This is a genomic window from Myxococcus sp. RHSTA-1-4 (genome assembly GCF_020037125.1).
GTDB lineage: Bacteria > Myxococcota > Myxococcia > Myxococcales > Myxococcaceae > Myxococcus.
This window is the reverse complement of sequence record NZ_JAIQDG010000027.1, coordinates 65,423-83,850: the sequence shown is the minus strand read 5'-3', so window position 1 is coordinate 83,850 and position 18,428 is coordinate 65,423. Positions and strand designations below refer to the sequence as shown.

Below are 18,428 nucleotides of genomic sequence, written 5' to 3'. Positions count from 1 at the left end.
ACACACAGGAGGAATTCACGAATGGCCTCAAAGGCGAAGCAGGCGAAGACGACGGCGAAGAAGAAGGAGGTGAAGTCCTCGCGGCGGAAGACGCAACAGGCGGGGCGCGTCGCGAAGAAGTCGGCGGAGATGAAGGCGCAGCGCAAGCAGGTGGACTCGAAGAAGACGGGCGTACGCAAGACACGCAAACAGCGCGCCGTGAAGCGCCAGGGCACCCCGGCGCGCGCCGTCAGCAAGCGCCCACGCGTTGCCGCGGCCAGGAAGACCGTGCGCCGCGCCCGCAAGCCGTCGTCCGCCACGATGACGCCCGCGCCCGCCGAAGCGGGAATGCCGGCGGGCCTGTCCGAACCGGGCGGCCAGACACCAGCGCCCTGAAGCGCTCCGGTGCGCGCTTCAGGGTCGGGACTTTCACGGCATTCCTGAGTCATGGAGGCCTGTAGGGGCAGTGTCAGCCTCGACCCGGACGGTTTTGTACGCCAGGACTGCAGCCTGACAGCGTAGCTGCCACGCGAGCGGGGTGGGGGCAGAGGCCACTCTCTTCAACGGGAGGAGTGTTCCTGCTACACATTCGTGCGCACGGCGGAGTGGAGATCGCCGGCCGGGCGCTTGGAAACCGTCCGCCTCACCGGAGGCATCGTGAACGGCCCCACCTACAAGGCTGAAATCATCGACCGCGTCATCTTCACCCGCTGGCCGAATCCTCCGACGAAGGAGGACGTCACGACGATCCTGGCGCAGATGCAGGATGCGTCCAAACGGCTGGGCGCGAACCTCATCTACGTCGGGTCGGTGAGCCCCAAGTCGAAGGTTCCGGACGCGGCGGAGCGCACGGTGCTGAACCAGTTCCTCCTGGACGCGCGCCGTACCTGCGTGGAGCAGGCGTGGCTCATCTACGAGGGCACCGACCTCCAGCACAACCTCCAGCGCGTCATCATCTCCGGCGTGCTGATCCTCACGCGCACCTTCGACAACTTCCTGTCGGTGGCGAAGTCGGGTGATGCCATCGTCAAGGACGTGAGCACGGTGCTGAAGAAGGACGCGGCGCCCATCTTCCAGTTGGCCCGGGAGAAGGGCCTGCTGGGCTGAGGGCTCCGAACCCGGAGCCCCGGTGAGCGCGGCGCCTACCTCGCGCCGATGATCTCCAGCTCCTTCACCTCACCGTCCGCGCGCTCCGGGAAGACGCTCACCGCGTCCACGTCGAGCAGGGGCACGGCCAGCTTGCAGACCTCCCACTGGCCCTTGCCCTGGTAGCGGCAGACGGTGGGGTTGACGAAGGAGAAGCCTCCTTCCGGGTCCTTGAGGCCCACCCCCGCCGGGGTGCGGACGATGGCCCTGAGCGTGCCCGGTCCGGTGGCGCGAATCCGCAGGGTCTCCAGGTGCTTCAGTGTGGGCGTGTAGCCCGCCCGCAGCGCCCCGTCCGCCGCCCAGCGTTTTCCAGGCGCCGCATTGCTCACGCGGACGCCGGTGTTCACGTCCCGGTCGAACGCCTGCCGCCCGGGCTCCGCGCCCGTCACGAGGTCCGGCTCCACGGCGGCCGTCTCCACCGTCGCCCCGGCGGCCAGCGCCACCAGGGCGGGGGCCACCTCCTGGCCCTGGTGCACGGCGGCGGCGCGCAGCACCGGGCCGGGCAGATGGCCCGCCTTCGCGCAGAGGGGGGCCAGCTCCACGACGATGGCGCGCACGGCGGGCGCCAGGGTGACGTCGGCCTGGGCCGCCGGCGCGAGCCCCAGCTTGACGAGCGAGTCGCAGGCATCCTCCGTGCCCTTCCCGGCGTGCTCCAGGCTCCAGCGCAGGTCCGCCAGGTCCGGCTGCCGGCCCAGGGCGCCCTCCAGCAGGCCCTGGGCCACGCGCTGGACACAGGCGTTGAAGGGCGAGGGGCAGCGCTCACAGAGGGAGGCCAGCAGCCCGCGCAGGGGGGCGTCCTCACCGGCGGCGAGCGGGGCCCGCGCGGAAAGCGCCGTGCCGAGCTCGCAGGCGCGCTCGGGGGGCTCCGGGCAGGCGTCCATCCGCTTCCGGGCCCCGGCCTGGGCCTGGGCGTCCTCCGGAGCCTTCAGTGCGGCCTCGATGGCGCCTGACAGGGTGCGGCATTCGGGGGAGGGGAGGGGCTTGGGAGCGGAGGCCTCGGCGGGGGCTTCCCGCCGGGGACGGTCCTCCGGCCGGGCCTCGGGCGACACATCCTGGTGCGTCACCCAATAGAGGCGGCCAAAGGCGATCAGCGCTACCACCATCAGCAGCAGTGTCCGGAGCGGGAAGCGGCGCAAGAGCAAACTCCTTGATTCCAACCGGGACCGGGGGTTATCAGCCCCCCCGGGTTCCATCCGCAATAGTTACGGAGGCGTGCGTGGCTGAGACGTTCGACGTGGTGATCATCGGTTCGGGCCCTGGCGGCTACGTGGGTGCCATCCGCGCCGGTCAGCTCGGGCTGAAGACGGCCATCATCGAGAAGGACAAGCGGCTGGGCGGCACCTGCCTCCACCGCGGCTGCATCCCCACCAAGTCCCTCCTGTGGACCGCGGAGCTGTTCCACCACGTCAAGGAGGCCAGCACCTTCGGCGTCGACGTGTCCAGCCCGACCATCAACTGGGCCAACGCCATGGCCCACAAGAACAAGGTGGTCACCAAGGGCGCCGGCGGCATCGACTTCCTGATGAAGAAGAACAAGGTGACCGTGGTCAAGGGCCATGGCCGCATCGCCGGGAAGGGCAAGGTCGAGGTCACCGCCGAGGACGGCTCCAAGCAGGTGCTGGAGGCGAAGAACATCATCATCGCCACCGGCTCCGTGCCCAAGTCCCTGCCGAATGTCCCGGTGGACCACAAGCGGGTGATGAACAGCGACTCCATCCTGGAGATCGACCGCATCCCCAAGAGCATCATCGTCCTGGGCGCCGGCGCGGTGGGCTGCGAGTTCGCCTCCGTGTTCAACCACGTGGGCAGCAAGACCTCCATCGTGGAGTACATGCCCGCGCTGCTTCCCATCGAGGACGCGGACATCTCCAAGGAGCTGGAGAAGATCTTCCGCCGCCGCGGCATCGACGTGCACACCGGCTCCGCGGTGGAGAAGGTGGAGCACACGGCGGACGGCGTGCGCGTCACCATGAAGGTGGGCAACGAGACCAAGACGCTGGAGGCGGAGCTCCTCCTGTCCGCGGTGGGCCGCGCGCCCGTCACCGACTCCGTCGGCCTGGAGCTGACGAACATCAAGCCGGAGCGCGGGTTCATCAAGGTGGACTCGATGATGCGCACCACCGAGCCCAACGTGTACGCGGTGGGCGACGTCATCCCCACGCCGATGCTGGCGCACATGGCCAGCGCCGAGTGCGTGGTGGCGGTGGAGCACATCGCCGGGAAGAACCCGCAGCCCATCAACTACGACCTGACCCCGTCGGCCACGTACTGCTACCCCGAGGTCGCCTCGGTGGGCCTGACGGAGAAGAAGGCCAAGGAGCGTGGCTACGACGTGAAGTTCACCATCGCCCCCTTCGGCGCGGTGACGAAGTCGGCCATCTCCAACGAGTCCATGGGGATGATCAAGGTCATCTCCGACAAGAAGTACGACGAGGTGCTGGGTGTGCACCTCATCGGCCCGCACGCCACCGAGCTGCTGGCCGAGGCGTGCGTCGCGCTGAAGCTGGAGATCACCACCGAGGAGCTGGCGGGCACCATCCACGCGCACCCCACGCTCTCGGAGATCATGCACGAGGGCGCCGAGGCCACGCTGGGCCACCCGCGCCACTTCTAGTCTCTCGCGCCGTCTCCCGGGCCCACCTCGCGTGAGCCCGCTCAGGCCGTCCCGGGCTCCAGGCCCGCGGGCGGCCTTTGCATTTCCGGGGGCACGTGCACCGGCACGTCGACGAGGTCCGCCAGGTCGAACGCGTCCAGCAGCGCGTGCCCGTGCAAATCGTTGTTGAAGTACACCCACGCGGTGTGTCCGCGCTCCCGCCAGGACTTCAAGTCGCGGGCCACGGGCCGCAGCGCCTCGCGCCCGTAGCGTCCGGCGTAGCGGCTGCTCGCGCCGTGGAAGCGCATGTAGCGGAAGGGCGCGGTGGGCTTCGGGGCGGGGTCGGGCACCTGCACCAGGTCGTGCTCGCACAGCGCGGCGCGGTGGCGGCGGAGCACCTCCAGCACCTCCGGGTGGTACCAGGCGGGGTGGCGGAACTCGATGACCTGCCGCACGCCCCGGGGCTGCGCGGCGAGGAACCGGTCCAACCGCTCCGGGTCCGGCTTCGTCATGTGCGGCGGGAGCTGCCAGAGGACGGGGCCCAGCTTCCGGCCCAGCCGGAGCACCGGCGTGTAGTACCGCTCCAGGCCCTCGCCCACGTCGGACAGACGCTTCATGTGGGTGAGGAAGCGGCTGCCCTTGCAGGCGAACCGGAAGCCCGGAGGCACCGCGTCGCGCCAGCCGTCCACGGCCCGCGCCGTGGGCAGGCGGTAGAAGGTGGCGTTGAGCTCCACCGTGGTGAACACCTGGGCGTACCGGGGAAGCCAGCGGCGGGTTGGCAGGCCGGCGGGGTAGAGCAGCCCCTTCCAGTGCTTGTAGACGTACCCGCTGGTCCCCAGGTGGATGGCGGCCATGCCCTCAGCCTGGGCATCCAGGCGTGGCGGTGCCTCCCCCGCCCGGGCTGCCTGCCCGCCTCGAGGGCATTAGTAGGGAGACGACAACAGGCAAGCGGCTGGCGGGGGGTGACGCCTCGCGTTAGTGGCTTCCCCTTGAACGTCTTTCGCCCAACCCATAGAAGGCCCGCGACCCATGGCGACTCCCGATCGGTTCCCGCTTCCCCAGGTGACTGAGACCACCCGCAAGCCGGAATGGCTGAAGGTGCGGCTCCCGCATGGCGAGGGGTACGAGCGGGTCAGAGCCATCGTGAAGCGCACGAAGCTGGCCACGGTGTGCGAGGAGGCCCGCTGCCCGAACATCGCCGAGTGCTGGGGCGGCGGCACCGCCACGGTGATGCTGATGGGCGAGGTCTGCACCCGCGCCTGCCGCTTCTGCCATGTGAAGGTGGGTGCGCCCCCGCCGCTGGACCCGATGGAGCCCATCCACCTGGCCCAGGCGGTGAAGGAGATGGACCTGGAGTACATCGTCGTCACCTCGGTGAACCGTGACGACCGGCCGGACGGTGGCGCCAGCCACTTCGCTTCCGCCATCCGCGAGCTGCGCCGCGAGAGCCCCAAGACGCTCGTCGAGGTGCTCATCCCCGACTTCAAGGGCGTGGAGAAGGACCTGGCCACGGTGGCCGAGGCGAAGCCGCACGTGGTGGCCCACAACGTGGAGACGGTGGAGCGCCTCACCCCCACCGTGAGAGACCGCCGCGCCACGTACCGCCAGTCCCTGCGCGTGCTGGAGTACCTGAAGAACCGCCCCGAGGGCCTGTACACCAAGACCTCCGTCATGGTGGGCCTGGGCGAGACGGACGCGGAGCTGGAGCAGACCTTCAAGGACCTGCGCGGCGTGGGCGTGGACGTGCTCACGCTGGGCCAGTACCTCCAGCCCTCGCAGTACCACCTGCGCGTGGAGCGCTTCGTCACCCCGGCCCAGTTCGAGGCGTACAAGACGCTGGCCGAGTCCTACGGCTTCCTCTACGTCGCCTCCGGTCCGCTCGTCCGCTCCAGCTACCGCGCGGCCGAGTTCTTCATGAAGGGACTGATGGAGCGCGAGCGCATCGAACGCCTCGGCTGAGCCGGGCCTGACACTTCCCTGACCTTCGTCCAGGCCACCGCTCGATTCGTGGCCGGACGCACACCCCAGCCCTCACGGAAAGACGACGACCCCATGGCGACTTTCGAATTCAAGCTCCCCGACCTCGGCGAAGGCGTGATGGAGGGCGAGCTGGTGAAGTGGCACGTGAAGGAAGGCGACATGGTCAAGGAGGACCAGGTGCTCGCCGAGGTCATGACGGACAAGGCCACCGTCACCGTCCCCAGCCCCAAGGCGGGCCGTGTCGTGAAGACGCACGGCAAGGAGGGCGACATGGCCAAGGTGCACCAGCTCCTGGTCACCCTGGAGATTGAAGGCGCGGCGCCGGTGCAGGCCGCGGGTCATGGCGCGCACGGCGCGGCGGCGGCTCCCGTCTCGGCGCCCGCGGCGGGTGCGGCTCCGGCGGCGGCTGCCGCGACGGGCAATGGCGCGGGCGCGCCGGCCTCGGCCACCAAGGTGCTGGCGACTCCGGTGACGCGCCGCATGGCGCGCGAGCACGGCCTGGACCTGTCGGCCATCGCGGGCAGCGGCCCGCAGGGGCGGGTGACGAAGGCGGACGTCGTGGCGGCGCTGGAGGGTGGCGCCCAGAAGAACGTGGTGGCGCCGGCGGCCCCGCAGCAGGCGCGTCCCGCGGCCCCGCCGGTGGCTTCCGGCCGGGCGGACGAGCGGATTCCGCTCCGCGGCCTGCGCAAGAAGATCGCCGAGAAGATGGTGCGGTCGAAGTTCACGATGCCGCACTTCGCCTTCGTGGAGGAAGTGGACGCCACGGAGCTGGTGGCCCTGCGCGCGCGGCTCAACAAGCAGCTCGCGGCGGCCGGGGACGGCACGAAGCTCAACTACCTGCCGTTCATCATCAAGGCGACCATCGCCGCGCTGAAGAAGTTCCCGCACCTGAACGCCAATTTCGACGAGACCACGCAGGAGCTGGTGGTGCGCGGCGAGTACAACATCGGCATGGCGGTGGCGACGCCGGACGGCCTCACCGTGGCGGTGGTGAAGGACGCGGACCGGCTGACGCTGGCCGAGCTGGCTCAGGAGACGGCACGCCTGGGCGCCGCCGCGCGCGAGCGGAAGCTGAAGATGGAGGAGCTGACGGGCGGCACCTTCACGATTACGTCGCTCGGCCAGAGCGGCGGCCTGTTCGCCACGCCCATCATCAACCACCCCGAGGTGGGCATCATGGGCGTGCACAAGCTGAAGCAGCGCCCGGCGGTGAAGGACGGCCAGGTGGTGGTGCGCGACATGATGAACCTGTCGCTGTCCTGCGACCACCGCATCATCGACGGCTCGGTGGCGGCGGACTTCGTCTACGAGGTCATCAAGTACCTGGAGAAGCCGGACCTGCTGTTCCTGGCCATGGCTTGAGGTGAGAGTAAGACCGGGCGGCTCTGCTTCCCCGGCCGCCCGGGTACCTGGCCGGGCAGCGCATGGAGCTGCCCGCCACCCTGGGGAGCCGCGCGCCGGTGCCCCGGGACGATTAGGCTCTCCGCGTATGGCCGACAACCCTCGCGACCTGCTCCGCGCCGCCCAGTCCGCCGAGATTCAGGGGGACGTCGCGCGCGCGGTGGAGTACCTCCAGAAGGCGGCGGAAGCCTACCGGAAGGCCGGCAACGCGCCCCGTGCGCTGCAGCTCCTGCGTCACGCTCGCAAGCTGGACGGCAGCCGTGTGGACATCGCCGAGGAGGTGAACCGGCTGGAGTGGATGCCGGAGACCCTGCTCGCCCGCCCACGGCAGGAGGACGACGAGGACTCCCGGCTGGCATCGGAGCTGGAGCGCTCGCTGGAAGCGGAGCCCCTGCCGGAGCGGGTCCTCAGACAGCGGCTCATCGAGGACGCCCTGCGCGAGGCCGGCATGGCCGTGGACTCCCTGGAGGGACAGGGCGAGGTCAAGACGTGGGTCATCGAGACCGAGGTGGCGGAGGACCTGCAGCGGCTGGAGGTTCAGCTCGCGCGCGTCGCCGCGTCGGTGGATGTCTCCGAGGTGGCCCGAGCGGGTGGGGCCGGCATTCCTCCGGCGGCGGCCTCGGTGGCCGCGCCTGATTTCGCGGCGGAGGGGCAGGGGAGTGCCCTCGCGGAGGACGGCAGCCCGGACACCCCACCCCGGCGCCGGCGAGAGAAGCGCCTCATCGACCGGGGGCCGACACGCGCGGACGCGGCGCTGGACGCCTGGTGCTCCTTCTGCTGCCGCCCCCGTGCCGAGGTGGGCGACCTCGTCGCCGGCCCCGCCGGAGCCTTCATCTGCAAGGGCTGCCTGTCCGAGTCGCTCTCGCTGCTGGGCGACGTCTCGCCCGCGTCGCCTCCCGCGCGCCCGCGCCCCATGGAGCCCTCCGGTGCCTTCATGGAACTGGTGGGCCAGGCGGAGGCCCGCGGGCTGCTCGACGGGGCACTCCAGGCCGGCGCGCGGTGTCTGCTCGCCGTGGGCCCCGAGGGCTGTGGCAAGAGCGTCTGGTTCCAGCAGCTCCAGCGGCAGGAACGGGGCGTGCTCATCTCCATCTCCGCGCTGGAGCAGGCCCCTCCGCCTCGGCCGCTCCTCGTCGAGGACGTGGACCGCCTGGACGCCGCGGCCCAGGCGACGCTCGCCGCCTTCCTGGCCCGCCACCCGCGCCACCTGGTGCTCCTCAGCGCGCGAGGCCTCTGCCCGGACACCCGGGGCCCCGTGCTGCGCAACGACTCCAGCCGCGTTCCGGTCCCCACCACGGCCGTGCTGACCCAGTCCGTACGCGGCGCCGTGCCCGTGAGCTTGCTGGAGCACGTGCAGGTGCTGCTTCCGCTGCACGCGCCCACCCAGGCCGATTACATGGAGATCGCCCGGCGGCGGCTGGCCCTGCGCGAGCCGGCGGTCCCTCTCTCCGAGGACGTGCTCGCCGCCTTCGCGGCGGAGGCCGTGCGCTCGCCGCGCGCCGGCCATGAACTGCATGCCCTCCTCAGCCGGGTGCCCGCGGGGACGTGGGGCCTGGAGAACGCGGCGAAGCCGGCCTCGCCTCGCAAGGGCCGGCGGAAGGGGACTTCGTGAACACCATCACCGTCTACCGGCTCGGCCGGGTCGAGTACGACGACGGCCTCGAGCTGATGCGCCTCTTCAGTGAGTCGCGCCGCCAGGGGCTGTCCGGCGACGTGCTGTTGCTGCTGGAGCACCCGCCCGTCCTCACGCTGGGCCGCGCCGCGAAGCGCGAGAACATCGTCGCCAGCGACGAGCGCCTCGCCACCGAGGGCGCGGAGGTCTTCGAGACCAACCGCGGCGGCGACGTCACCTACCACGGCCCCGGCCAGCTCGTGGGCTACCCCATCTTCCTGCTCCCGCCGGAGCGCCACGACGTGCGCCGCTACGTGCGCGACGTGGAGCGCTCCGTCATGCAGGTGCTCGCCCGGTGGGGCATCACCGCCGGCCCCATCCCCAAGTGGCCCGGTGTGTGGATTGGCGAGGAGGGCTCACCGGACGCGCGGAAGATCGCCGCCATTGGCGTGCACCTCTCCCGCTGGCTCACCACGCACGGCTTCGCGCTCAACGTGAACACGCGCCTGGAGCACTTCCAGCTCATCGTCCCCTGCGGCATCCGCGAGGCCGGCGTCACCTCCATGCAGCGCGAGCTGGGCCACCCCATCCCCATGGCGGAGGTGGAGGAGGCCATCGCCGACAGCTTCTGCGCCGTCTTCGACAGCCAGCGCGTGGACGCGCCCGAGCCCATGAAGACGGTGAGTGTCGCGGTGGTGCGCGGCCACGGCCCGGAGGCCCGCGTGCTGCTCGTGCGCCGCACCCCGGAGCGCGGGGGCTTCTGGCAGGTCCTCACCGGCCGCGTGGAGCCCGGCGAGTCCCCCGCCCGGGCCGCCGCTCGCGAGCTGGAGGAGGAGACGGGGCTGCGCGTGACGCCGGTGGACCTGGACTACCGCCATGCCTTCGCCCTGGGCGAGGCGCTGCCGCCGAAGCTGGTGGAGGAGCACGCCTTCGCCGTCCACTGCGCCCCGGACGCCCAGGTGCGCCTGGGCCCCGAGCACGACGCCTTCGAGTGGGTGGACGTGCCCACGGCCCTGGAGCGGCTGCCCTTCCGCGGCCTGCGCGAGACGGTGAAGCGCGCGGTGGCCGGGAAGGGCGCCGCGGCTACAGCTTGATGACCATGGACTCCTTGGCGGCGATGGCCTCGGGGCGGTGCTTGCGCACCTGACGCAGCAGCTTGTCCATGCCGGCGTCGTCGCGCGACGGGTCATGGTGGAAGAGCACCAGCGTCTTCACCTCGGCCGCGTCCGCCGCGTGCACCGCGGCCTGCCACGTGGAGTGACCCCAGCCCGTGCGGGCCGGCCCGCAGCGGCCGTGGTACTCGTCCTCCGTGTACATGGAGTCGTAGATGAGCAGGTCCGCCCCGCGCGCGAACTCGAAGAACCCCGAGTCCAACGCGCTGCCGTGCTCCACGTCCGTGGCGTACACCACCGAGCGGCCCCCGCAGTCCACGCGGTAGCCCAGGTTGCCGCCCGGGTGGTTCAGCTCCAGCATGCTCACCTTCGCCGGGCCCACCTCGAGCGTCTCCGTCGCCGACAAATCCCGGTACGTGAGCTGCGCCCGGAACACCCCCTCCGCCGTCACCGGATGGTAGGGCTGCACCATCTGCCCGCCGAGAATCTGCTTCAGCGTCTGGCCGTTGCGCGGCGAGCCGTGCAACGTGAAGGCGTTGGTGGGCACGAAGATGGGGCCGAAGAAGGGCAGCCCCTGCAGGTGGTCGTAGTGGTAGTGCGAGATGAAGATGGAGGCGCGCACCGGCTTCGCCGCGGCCAGCAGCGCGTCACCCAGCGCCCGCACTCCCGAGCCCATGTCGAAGATGAGCAGCTCGTCTCCGCAGCGCAGCTCCACGCACGGCGTGTTTCCGCCGTAGCGCTTCGTCCGCGGGCCGGGCGAGGGGATGGAGCCGCGCACGCCCCAGAAGCGCACCTCGAAGGGCACGCGGGCCTGATTGCGCGCGACGGCATTCCTCCGCCGCGCGGGCGGCTTCTCAGCCGGCTTTGGCTTCCGTGTCGTCGTCCTCGGCGAAGAGCTCAATCAGGTGCCCCGTACGCTCACGCTTTGTCCTCAGGTAGTCGACGTTATGCGGATTGTGCTCCGTCCGGGAAGGGATTCGGCGCCGGACGGGGATGCCCTCTTCCACCATGCCCGCGATCTTCAGCGGGTTGTTGGTGATGAGGTCCACCGAGCGCACATCGAGGTTCCGCAGCATCTCCGCCGCGATGTCGTAGGTGCGCAGGTCGTCCGCGAAGCCCAGTTGCCTGTTGGCCTCGTAGGTATCCAGCCCCTTGGCCTGCAGGGCGTAGGCCTTGATCTTGTTCCCCAGCCCGATGCCCCGGCCTTCCTGGCGCAGGTACAGGACGACCCCCAATCCACCCTGGGTGATGAAATCCAGTGCCCGGTCCAGCTGCTGGCGGCAGTCGCACTTCAGGCTGCCGAAGACCTCGCTCGTCAGGCACTCCGAGTGGATGCGCACCGGCACCCCCTCCATGCCCTTCACGTCGCCAACGACGAGTGCCACGTGCTCCCGGCCGTTGCGCTTGTCCCGGAAGACGATGGTCCGCAGCGTCCCACGCGCGGTGGGCACGTCCGCCTCCGAGAACCGCTCCAGGTGCTGCGTGTGCTTTCGGGTCGGAAGGACCTGGGGTGAGCGAGTATCCGACATGTCGAGTTGTCTCCGGTGCAGGGCCCCCTGTTAGGAGTCCCCACGGTCGCAAGTCAAGGCAGCCTCAGAGCTTTTCCGCGCGCTCGGTCCATTGGATGCAGTGACCGGTCGTCCGTTCCTCAGGCCACCCAGGAGAGCGGAAGCAATTCCACGGGGTCCCCATGAGCCAGGCTGTTGGCCTCCCTGGGAAAGTGCAGCAGGTGGGTGGCCGCCGCAGCAGACCTCAGAACACCCGACGTCTGGGTGGAGAGGGGCCGTGCCCAGAGGCCGCCCTCCCTCCAGGCGGCCGTGACGCGGACGAAGTGGGCCAGGCCGGCGGGCTTGGACAGGCGGCCGTCCAGGCGCCCGGGCACCCGGCCGGGCTCCACGTCGGCGAGGCCCAGCAGCCGGCGGAGGGCGGGGCGGACGAACAGCTCGAAGGTGACGAGCGACGAGGTGGGGTTGCCGGGCAGCCCGAAGAAGAGGGTGCCTGCTCGCCGGCCCACCAGCAGCGGCTTGCCGGGCTTGATGGCCACGCGCCAGAAGTGCTGCTCCACGCCCAGGGCCGCCAGCACCTCCTTCACGTAGTCCCGCTCGCCCACGGATACACCCGCGCTGGTGAGCACCACGTCGAAGCCGTCCACCCGGGACAGGGCCGCCTCCACCGAATCGCGGGTGTCCCGGGCAATGCCCAGCAGGGTGGGGACCCCGCCCGCGCGCCGCACCGCCAGCGCGAGCGACGGGGCGTTGGTGTCGACGATGCGGCCCTGGGGCGCCTCGTCCGCGCGGCACAACTCGTCGCCGGTGGAGAGGAGGGCCACCCGGGGCGCCCGGGGCACCGCCACGGACGCCAGTCCCTGGGCCCAGAGCAGCCCCAATTCGGGAATACCCAGCGGCGTGCCCCGCGGCAGCAGCACCTGGCCCTCCCGAGCGTCCTCGCCCCGAGGGCGGACGAAGTTCCCCGGCCCCACCGGCTCCAGGATGTCCACCCGGTCCACGCCGCCGTCGGGTACCGGCCGCGTGCGCTCGCGCATCACCACCGCGTCCGCCCCGGCCGGCAGGGGGGCTCCCGTCATGATCCGCGCGCACGTCCCGGGCCCCACCTCCCGCTTCGGCGCCGCGCCGGCATAGACGGTCTCCACCACCGCCAGCCGCACCGGCGGGGGCGCCGCCAGGTCCGCGCTGCGCACCGCGTACCCGTCCATGGCCGAGTTGTCCCAGGGAGGCAGGGTGCGCTGAGCCGTCACGTCGTCGGCCAGGGCGCGGCCCAGGGCGGCCTCCAGGGGGACCCACTCGGAGGGCAGCGGGGAGGCCAGGGACAGCACCCGCGCGCGGGCCTCCTCGACGGACAACAATGGGGCGGCGGCGTCGTTCATGCCCGGCTTATAGCCACATGCCGGGCGCTCGGCTCGGGTCCGGTACGCGGAGAAACTCCGTGGGAAAATCAAGTGTTAGTTTGACAGCCCTGCTGATCATCGTTACAAGCAACCGTGATCGCGAGGCTTGCCTGCCCCCTCGGGGCGGCCCGCCAACCCGTTGAAAGGACACGGGAACTCTCAAGGAGACTGCGTCGATGGCCAAGCCCAAGTCCGGGGCCAAGAAGACGACTCCCGCTGGCAAGGCTGGCGCAAAGCCCGCTGCGAAGAAGGACAACACCGCCCGGCTGGATCTGATCAAGAACGCCTCAAAGCGGGTGGCGAAAGTGGCGACGAAGCTGGTGAAGGCGGCGGCGGAAGTGACGAAGGGCGGCACCAAGGGCGCGGCGAAGAAGGCCGCTCCGGAGAAGGCCGCCGCCGAAAAGGCGCCCGCGAAGGCGCCCGCGGCGAAGAAGGGTGCCCCGGCCGCGAAGCCCGCCGCCACCGCCAAGACGGCCCCGGCCGCCAAGGGCGCGGCGAAGGCGGGCACCGGCTACACGCCCCCCGCCGTGGACAAGCCCCGCCCGCGCGCCACCAAGCTGCCGCCCCCGGGTGAGCCGCTCACCAAGCGCGAGATGGAGCAGCTGCTCACCGCCGGCGAGGGCCGCGGCGTCATGGGCGAGGGCAGCCTCAAGGGCCGGCTGGTGGTGACCAACGATCTGCCGCACCTGGTGGTCGTCGGCCGCGACAAGCGCGAGCTGACCTTCCTCCTCCAGGGGCCTGATCAGGAGATCCTCCCGGCCTACGTGGACCACAAGGTCTCCGTCAGCGGGCTGATCCGCAAGACGACCAACCACGGCGGCGTGGTGGACGTGCGCAAGTACTCGGCGAAGAAGCCGGAGGCCGAGGTGGTGGAGGCTCCGCCCGCGGACACGGAGCCCCGGCTGCGCTACCTGTCACCCGGCGAGGTCTCCATGGTGACGGCGGCCGGCATGGGCGCGGGCATCAAGGGCTTCGCCGGCATCCGGGGCAACCTGGAGATGACGGGCGAGGAGTACGTCCTGGTGGTGTCCAACGGGGGCACCCGCCAGCAGGTCTCGTTCATCGTCGAGGGCAAGGCCGCCGGCAAGGCCCTGCGCAAGCACGTGGGCCACACGCTCCAGGTGATGGGCGTGGTGGACAAGACGTCCGGCTGGGGCGGAAGGATTGCCGCGGAGAACGTGGAGCCGCGTCCGTCCGAGGCCCGCGCCGTGTCCCGCGACGAGATGGAGCTGGTCCACATCGAGGGCGAGGTGCCCACGTCCGTGGACGTGAAGCTCAACCATGGGCTCACCGTGCGGCTGCCGGAGCAGCCCGGCTTCACCTGGGCCATCGAGCCCACGGTGGCCAAGCGCGTGGGCCTGCGCGAGGCCAACTTCGAGCCCGGACCCAACGGTGGGCCGGCCACCCGCGAGTTCTTCTTCACGCCCAGGAACCCGGGCACTTTCGAGGTGGAGTTCTTCCTGGCCAAGGCCTTCTCGCCCAGCCAGGTGGACCGCTCCTTCAAGATCAACGTCACGGTCAAGCCCTGAGGGTCGCCGCCCGGAGCAGGCTCCGGGAAGCGGCCGGTCGCCGGGGGGTTCCCGTCCGGGCGCTCCGGGCTTACCCGTTCCCGTAGCGGCCGAGCCGCGACCCCACCCGTGAGCCTCTCTCCAGACCAACTCAGACAGATTCTCGCAGACGCGGACCACCCGCTGGGCATCAAGGAACTCCTTCGGCTCGCGGGCCTGCACCCGGGACAGCAGACGGAGCTCAAGCGCGCCCTGAGGGACCTGGTGCGCCAGGGCCATGTGGTGAAGGAGGGCAAGCGCTTCCTTCCCATGGAGGCCCCCACGCCCTCCCGCCTTGGGGGCGGAGAAGCGGCCGGCCGGCCGGTGAGCCCCTGGAAGCAGCGGGCTCCCGAGGCGGCCCGGACCGAGTGGCGGCGCCCGTCCCGAGGCCCCCAGGGCCGGGAGCACGAGTGGAGCCGGGGCCCCCGGGTTCCCGAGGGGCAGGGCTCCCGGGCCCGGAGCCCGGAGCGGGACTCCGGGCCCGGTGCGGAGCGCCACGGGCGTGAGCGCCGGGGTTCGCGTGGCCAGGAGGCGTTCGGTGGCGGCCACTTCCGCCGGGGCGGCACGGAGGAGCGCTTCGGGCGCCGCGGTGGCGGCTTCGCGGGCGACGCGCTGAACACGGTGGAAGGCACCCTCCACGTGCACCGAGATGGCTACGGCTTCGTGCACCCGCTGGCGGGCGAGGGGGAGAACATCTTCCTGCCCCCGGGCGAGGCGCAGCGGGCGCTCGACAATGACCGGGTGGTGGTGGAGGTATCCGGGCGGCCCGGACGCTACGAGGGCCGGCTGGTGCGGGTGGTGGACCGCCGGCGCGAATTGGCGGTGGGCACCTACGTGGAGCAGGGCCGCCACGCGCTGGTGTACCCCACGGACACGAGCCTGCCGGGCCCCATCCGCGTGCCCTTCACCCAGATGGCGCAGGAAGGCGACCTGGTGAAGGTGCGGCTGGGCGTGGGCGCCCACCTGCTGGACCCGGACCGGGGGCTGTTCGGCGAGGTGGCCGGCTCGCTCGGCAAGCCCGGTGAGCCGAGCGCCGAGGTGCTGGGCACCGCGTTCTCCCAGGGCTTCTCCGACGAGTTCCCTCCGGAGGCCATGGACGAGGCGGACCGCTACGCGGTGACGGTGACGGAGGAGGAGGCGCGCGGCGAAGGGCGGCGCGACCTGCGCTCCATGCCGCTCATCACCATCGACGGCGAGGACGCACGCGACTTCGACGACGCCGTCTACGCGGAGTCCCAGGGGGACGGGTGGCGGCTGGTGGTGGCCATCGCCGACGTGTCCCATTACGTGCGCCGGGGCAGCGCGCTCGACACCGAGGCGCTGCGGCGGGCCACGTCCGTGTACCTGCCGAACCGGGTGCTGCCCATGCTCCCGGAGCGGCTGAGCAACGGCATCTGCTCGCTGCGGCCGGAAGAGGACCGGCTGTGCATGGTGGCGGACATGACGTTCGACCGCCACGGCCAGCGGCGCTCGTACGCGCTGTACCCGGCGGTGATGCGCAGCGCCGCGCGGTGCACGTACAACGAGGTGCAGGACGTCCTGGACGGCAAGGACGTGCCGCACCGCAACGCCTTCAAGGCGCACTTCGAGCAACTGATGGCGCTGGCGCGCGCGCTGATGAAGATGCGCAAGGACCGCGGCGCCATCGACTTCGACCTGCCCGAGCACAAGGTGGTGCTGGGCAAGGACGGCCTGCCCGAGCGCATGGAGAAGCACGAGCGCAAGGACAGCCACCGGCTGATTGAAGAGTGCATGCTCGCCGCCAACGAGGCGGTGGCCCGCTTCTTCCAGGACGAGGGCCTGCCCACGGTGTACCGGTTCCACGGAGAGCCGGACCCGGAGAAGCTGGCCACCTTCGCCGCGCTGGCGGAGGCGTATGGCTTCAAGCTGCGCTTCGAGGACGGCGTGCCGTCGAAGGAGCTGGATGCGTTCATCTCCCAGCTCTCCGGCCACCCGGAGCAGCGGGCGCTGAACCAGCTCCTGCTGCGCTCGATGATGCAGGCCGTCTACACGGCGTCGCGCGTGGGGCACTACGGCCTGGCGGCGGAGCACTACCTGCACTTCACCTCGCCGATTCGCCGCTACCCGGACCTGCTGGTGCACCGGCTGCTGAAGGCGCACTGGGCGCGGCACGGGAAGAAACCCTCGGAAGCGATGCTGGAGCGCGAGGAGGCGCAGCTCGAGGACATGGCCATGCAGAGCTCCGAGCGCGAGCGCGCGGCCATGCAGGTGGAGCGCGAGGTGGTGTCCTTCTACGCGTGCCTGCTGATGAAGGACCGCGTGGGCGAGGAGTTCGCCGCGACGGTGGCGGCCATCACCGACTTCGGCTTCTTCGTCGAGCTGGACGAGGAGCACGTGGAAGGGCTGGTGAAGGCGGAGACGCTCGGCCCGGGCGGGAAGCTGGACAAGCTGACGCACGCGCTGGTGTACGCGAACGGGCGCCGCGTGCGCGTGGGACAGAGGCTGCGCGTGCGGCTGGCGTCGGTGAACGTCACGGCGCGGAAGATGGACTTCGAGGCGCTCCAGTTCGACGGCGAGGCGCCGCTGTCCCGCGCCGAGATGGGCGCGCCACACCGCCGCCGGGCCTGGGAGGCGGAGGCGCCTCGTGGGCCTGGCCGTGAGCGGGCGGGACGTCCCGGACGCCGCGAGCGCGAGGCCGCCGCGGCGGGTGGTCCGAGGGAGTTCGTGCGGGAGGCCCCGCGTGGGCGCTTCGTTCGCGACGGCCGGCGCGAGGAAGCGGCTCCGGCCCGGGCCGGCACCCGGTTCCAGCGCCCGTGGCAGGAGGAGCTGCGAAGGCCCGGTCCGGTCCAGGGCGCGGGCAAGGGCCCGAAGCGCCGGATGTTCGTGCGGCCCGAGCCGCCGCCGTTCCCCGCGGCGGAGCGCGAGGAGCGCCAGCCGGCAGTCCAGGTGCCGGAGCCGGTGACACGCGCTCCGGCGCCGTGGGAGGCCGCGGGCGGGCCGGCCGAGGGCGGAGAGGCCGCCCGGTCTCCCCATCCCGGGTTCGACCGCATCCGGGCGCTGGCCGCGCAGGGCAAGCGGGGCAGGGCGGAAGTCCGTGGCGCCGCCCATCCTCCGAGGTCCGGGCCGAGCCGGCCCGAGGGCCCCAGGTTCCCCGCGCCCCGGCCGAGGCCTGAGCCCGCCGAGGAGCGGGCATTCGCTCCGTCCGAGCAGAAGCCCGAGGCTCCCGAGGCGCGGGCTTTCGCACCCGAGGCGAGGCCCGAGATTCCCGCGGAGCGTGCGGTGCCGGAGCCCGTGGCCGTCACGCCGGAGCCGAGGCCACAGGAGCGAGTGCCTCACGTTGCCGCCGAGGCTATGCCCACCGTGCCCGAGCAGGTGAGCACCGCGGCCGAGCCGGCCCCCGCCATACGCGAGGAGGGCGGGCCTGGGCCGTCGCGGAGGGCCACGCGCAAGGCGGCGAAGCGGAAGGCCGCGGCGAAAAAGAAGAGCGCGGCTCCGCGCAAGAAGGCCACGGCCAGGGCCGCGAAGAAGACGGGCAAGGCCAAGGTCGCGAAGGCGAAGGCGAAGGCGACGAAGGCCAAGGCCAGGAAGACGACGAAGGCCAGTGCCAGGAAGCCCCCGAAGTCCCGCGCCCCCGGGGCCGGGACGCGGACCAGGACGTCGACGGGCCGGAAGCGCTGAGTCCCGCAGCCACGGGGCACCCGCTTCCTCTTTCAGGTGGAGAGGGATGGGTGCCCCGCGCCCGCCACCCTGGGCCATGCCGGAACGGAGCCTCCATTCCGGCCACCGCGAAAGGTGCCCCTTGCCCACCGCCATCCGGCCGCGCCGGAATGGAACGTTCCGCGCTGGCAAGGCGCGGCGGTGCCGGGTTTTCCGCTCCAGCCGCCGAGGCGCCGTCAGTCCAACGGTCCCCCCCGCGCCATGGCGCGGAGCGGGTATGCTCTCCGCGAACCGCAAGGAGGCAACGTGGGAGTCGTCCGGCTCGTGGGAGTGATGCTCGCCGTCGCGGGAGGCATCGTGTTGTGGACGGGGCTGCGCGCGAGGGAGTCCCTCTCGGAGCGTGCCATGCAGGTCGTCACCGGCCGCCACACCGAGGAGAACACGATGTACGTCGCGGGCGGAGCCGCGGCGCTCGCGGGCGGCGTGCTGCTGGCGCTCTTCGGAGGTGGCCGCCGGCGCCGGTAGCCGAAGACGAGCA

At 71.5% G+C, this 18,428-nt stretch carries 15 protein-coding genes; 10 read left to right on the top strand and 5 right to left on the bottom strand.

All coding sequences use genetic code 11. From position 1 onward, the window contains the following. Positions 1-21: 21 nt before the first annotated feature. Together K8638_RS31085 and K8638_RS31080 are read left to right on the top strand one after the other, a co-directional pair. Positions 22-375 (top strand): hypothetical protein, encoded by a 354-nt coding sequence (locus K8638_RS31085; RefSeq protein ID WP_223758297.1) that lies wholly within the window; start codon positions 22-24, stop codon positions 373-375. Positions 376-636: 261 nt separating this feature from the next. Beyond that, positions 637-1,086, top strand: coding sequence for a DofB protein (locus tag K8638_RS31080; RefSeq protein ID WP_223758296.1), 450 nt, complete (start codon positions 637-639; stop codon positions 1,084-1,086). A gap of 35 nt (positions 1,087-1,121) precedes the next feature. Here K8638_RS31080 and K8638_RS31075 read toward each other — a convergent pair whose 3' ends face one another. Further along, on the bottom strand, positions 1,122-2,261 hold the full coding sequence (locus K8638_RS31075) for a hypothetical protein (RefSeq protein ID WP_223758295.1): 1,140 nt from the start codon (positions 2,259-2,261) through the stop codon (positions 1,122-1,124). Positions 2,262-2,341: 80 nt separating this feature from the next. Between K8638_RS31075 and lpdA the strand changes: the two genes are divergently transcribed. After that, positions 2,342-3,739, top strand: a complete 1,398-nt coding sequence (gene lpdA, locus K8638_RS31070) for a dihydrolipoyl dehydrogenase (RefSeq protein WP_223758294.1) — start codon at positions 2,342-2,344, stop codon at positions 3,737-3,739. 41 nt (positions 3,740-3,780) lie between these two features. Here the strand turns inward: lpdA and K8638_RS31065 are convergent, their stop codons facing one another. After that, the gene (locus K8638_RS31065; protein ID WP_223758293.1) at positions 3,781-4,572 is read right to left on the bottom strand and encodes a DUF72 domain-containing protein; all 792 of its coding nucleotides are present in this window, start codon (positions 4,570-4,572) and stop codon (positions 3,781-3,783) included. Between the two features lie 175 nt (positions 4,573-4,747). On the opposite strand from K8638_RS31065, the gene lipA reads away from it, so the two are divergent. The 4 genes from lipA to lipB all read left to right on the top strand — a co-directional run bounded on the left by lipA (position 4,748) and on the right by lipB (position 9,802). After that, positions 4,748-5,677, top strand: a complete 930-nt coding sequence (gene lipA, locus K8638_RS31060; RefSeq protein ID WP_223758292.1) for a lipoyl synthase — start codon at positions 4,748-4,750, stop codon at positions 5,675-5,677. A 93-nt stretch (positions 5,678-5,770) separates the two neighbouring features. Continuing rightward, complete coding sequence (locus K8638_RS31055) at positions 5,771-7,060, top strand: dihydrolipoamide acetyltransferase family protein (protein WP_223758291.1); 1,290 nt, start codon at positions 5,771-5,773, stop codon at positions 7,058-7,060. A gap of 127 nt (positions 7,061-7,187) precedes the next feature. Next, positions 7,188-8,708, top strand: coding sequence for a ClpX C4-type zinc finger protein (locus K8638_RS31050; protein ID WP_223758290.1), 1,521 nt, complete (start codon positions 7,188-7,190; stop codon positions 8,706-8,708). Next, on the top strand, positions 8,705-9,802 hold the full coding sequence (gene lipB, locus K8638_RS31045) for a lipoyl(octanoyl) transferase LipB (protein ID WP_223758289.1): 1,098 nt from the start codon (positions 8,705-8,707) through the stop codon (positions 9,800-9,802). The genes K8638_RS31050 and lipB overlap by 4 nt, the downstream gene beginning before the upstream one ends. Here the strand turns inward: lipB and K8638_RS31040 are convergent. The 3 genes from K8638_RS31040 to glp all read right to left on the bottom strand — a co-directional run bounded on the left by K8638_RS31040 (position 9,792) and on the right by glp (position 12,704). After that, a complete protein-coding gene (locus K8638_RS31040) occupies positions 9,792-10,625 on the bottom strand; it encodes an MBL fold metallo-hydrolase (protein ID WP_223758288.1) in 834 nt (277 codons plus the stop codon). The two genes, lipB and K8638_RS31040, sit on opposite strands and share 11 nt — an antisense overlap. Before the next feature lie 49 nt (positions 10,626-10,674). Beyond that, entirely contained in the window at positions 10,675-11,349 is a 675-nt protein-coding gene (gene ribA, locus K8638_RS31035) for a GTP cyclohydrolase II (RefSeq protein ID WP_223758287.1), read from the bottom strand. A gap of 119 nt (positions 11,350-11,468) precedes the next feature. Beyond that, positions 11,469-12,704, bottom strand: coding sequence for a gephyrin-like molybdotransferase Glp (glp, locus tag K8638_RS31030; RefSeq protein ID WP_223758286.1), 1,236 nt, complete (start codon positions 12,702-12,704; stop codon positions 11,469-11,471). Between the two features lie 197 nt (positions 12,705-12,901). Here glp and K8638_RS31025 point away from each other — a divergent pair, with 197 nt between their 5' ends. The 3 genes from K8638_RS31025 to K8638_RS31015 all read left to right on the top strand — a co-directional run bounded on the left by K8638_RS31025 (position 12,902) and on the right by K8638_RS31015 (position 18,415). Next, positions 12,902-14,254 carry a protease inhibitor I42 family protein gene (locus K8638_RS31025; RefSeq protein ID WP_223758285.1) on the top strand — a complete coding sequence of 451 codons (1,353 nt, stop codon included), beginning with the start codon at positions 12,902-12,904 and terminating at the stop codon, positions 14,252-14,254. A 108-nt stretch (positions 14,255-14,362) separates the two neighbouring features. Continuing rightward, positions 14,363-17,911 carry a ribonuclease R gene (rnr, locus tag K8638_RS31020; RefSeq protein WP_223758284.1) on the top strand — a complete coding sequence of 1,183 codons (3,549 nt, stop codon included), beginning with the start codon at positions 14,363-14,365 and terminating at the stop codon, positions 17,909-17,911. Between the two features lie 285 nt (positions 17,912-18,196). After that, complete coding sequence (locus K8638_RS31015; protein ID WP_223758283.1) at positions 18,197-18,415, top strand: DUF3185 family protein; 219 nt, start codon at positions 18,197-18,199, stop codon at positions 18,413-18,415. Positions 18,416-18,428: the final 13 nt, after the last annotated feature.